Origin of the sequence: Mycobacterium simiae (genome assembly GCF_008370645.1) — a bacterium.
In the GTDB taxonomy this organism is placed as follows: domain Bacteria; phylum Actinomycetota; class Actinomycetes; order Mycobacteriales; family Mycobacteriaceae; genus Mycobacterium; species Mycobacterium simiae_A.
In genome coordinates, this window is the sequence record NZ_VTZN01000355.1 from 1 (window position 1) to 1949 (window position 1949).

At 75.2% G+C, this 1949-nt stretch carries 1 protein-coding gene and 1 pseudogene; one reads left to right on the forward strand and one right to left on the reverse strand.

All coding sequences use genetic code 11. The features are described from left to right. Nucleotides 1-1049: pseudogene (locus tag F0Q45_RS25695) on the forward strand (PE family protein); the annotation flags it as partial. A 220-nt stretch (nt 1050-1269) separates the two neighbouring features. Here F0Q45_RS25695 and F0Q45_RS25700 read toward each other — a convergent pair. Then, nucleotides 1270-1949, reverse strand: a 680-nt coding sequence (locus F0Q45_RS25700) for an alpha/beta hydrolase-fold protein (protein WP_149656548.1), incomplete at its 5' end; no start/stop codon positions are given.

The following is a 1949-nucleotide window of genomic DNA, read 5'->3' on the forward strand; positions in this document are numbered from 1 at the left end:
CCGGCCACGGTGGGGACGGCGGCGCCGGCTACACCCCGACCATGCTCGGTGAGAACGGTGGTAACGGCGGAGCCGGCGGCAAGGGTGGGCAGTACGGCAACGGCGGTGATGGTGGCGCCGGCGGCAACGGCACTACCGGCGCCGTCGGGGTTAACCCCGCCCCCGCTACCGTGACCGGCTCAGCCAGTTCCGGCATGGCGGGCACACCGGGTGGCGCTGTGGGCGGCCCTGGCTTCCCCGGCAGCCCGGGGTCTTTCACCGGGCAGCAAGGCGGTACCGGCGGCGTCGGCGGGACCGGCGCGAGCGCCGGCGGATCTGGTGGCACGGGCGGTCTTGGTGGCCCCGGCACTATCGGCGGCACCGGCGGCGCCGGCGGGGGCAACGCCGGTCCCGGCGGGTTTGGTGGTCCGGGTGGCAGCGGCGGCGCCGGCGGTAACGGCGGCGGGACCGGCGGGACCGGTGGTGCCGGCGGCAACCTGCCCATCGGTGCCCCCGGGTTTGCTGGCCCCGGCGGAACCGGCGGCACCGGCGGTTTCGGCGGTGGCACCGGAGGAACCGGTGGCATCGGTGGCGCTGGCGGCACTGGCGGCCCCGGCGGCACCGGAGGTTTCGGCGGCACCGGGGCCACCGGCGGGGCCGGCGGGTTCGGCGGCAGCGGTGGCGCCGGCGGCGCCGGTGGGCAGTTCGGCGACGGGGGCAACGGCGGTGCCGGTGGCATTGGCGGGGACGGGGGCAGCGGCGCCGCCGGCGGGACCGGCGGCCCCGGCGGGCCTGGCCGCACCTTCGGCGGCGCCGGCGGGGGCGGCGGCACCGGGGGCACCGGCGGAGCCGGCGGAAACGGCGGCGGGGGCGGCGCCCCCGGTCTCGGCGGACAGTTTGGCCAATCGGGGAGTCCCGGCAGCGGCGGGGCCGCAGGGGCCGGCGGCCCTGGCGGAGGCGGCGGGTTCGGCGGCTCCGGCGGGATTGGCCCGCTCGGGTCGGGTCCCGCTGGCGTCGCTGGCCCCGGCGGAGTCAGCGGGGCTGCCGGCCAGCCCGGCGCACCGGGCTGATCCGGGACCAGCTTGAAGCCGACATGCCGAGCATTGCGGTGCGACCCGCTGGGTCTGATGCATTCGTGGGCTGGCGCGGGATTTCGGCGACGTATCCGTGGGGGCCGTGATGCGGCGGGCGTGCGGGCGGCGTTTTCGTGGGCGGCGATGCGCTCGAGTTTCGCCAGACAAGAAAGCCGTTTGCGGCGGTTCCCACTGAAAGGCATGATCAGCCCGCGTTCTAGGCCGTCAGCAGCGGCGCCATCCAGGTCAGCTCGGCCGGCAACTGCGAGCTCCAAAACCCGCCGTTGTGACCGCCCGGCGAGAACCCCCCGGCCGGCGGGTTCGGTAGTTGAGCGATGAACTGCTTGGTTGCGGAATAGAACGGATCGCTGTCCCCGCAATCCACCCGGATCGGTATCGAACTCAACGTCGGCAGGCCCCAGACCGAATTGGCCGCGAAGTCGTCGGCACCGTCGAACGCGCCCGGCGCGGCGGCGCCGGCTGACGTCCACAGCGCCGGGCTCACCGCGCAGATTGCGGCGGTGCGACTTGGTCCCAGTCGGCCGCCGAGCAGCAGCGCGCCGTAACCCCCCATCGACCAGCCCAGAAAGGCCACCCGTGAGGTGTCCAAGCCCTGTCCGTCGAGCATCGGGATCAGCTCGCCCAGCACCATCGCCCCGGAGTCCTCGCCGGAAGCCCGTTTGTGCCAATAGCTACCGCCGCCGTCGACAGCGACGACGGCAAACGGTGGCAAGCCGGCGGTGACGGCCTGGGCCAGGCCCTGCTCGACGCCGCCGGCCATCACGGTCGCCGCGTCACTGCCCTTGCCGTGCAGCGCGATCACCGGTCGCAGCGGTTTGGTTTGGCCGGGCGGGCGTGCGATGGCCCAGTTGGTCGATATTCCGCCGCGCGCCGCCG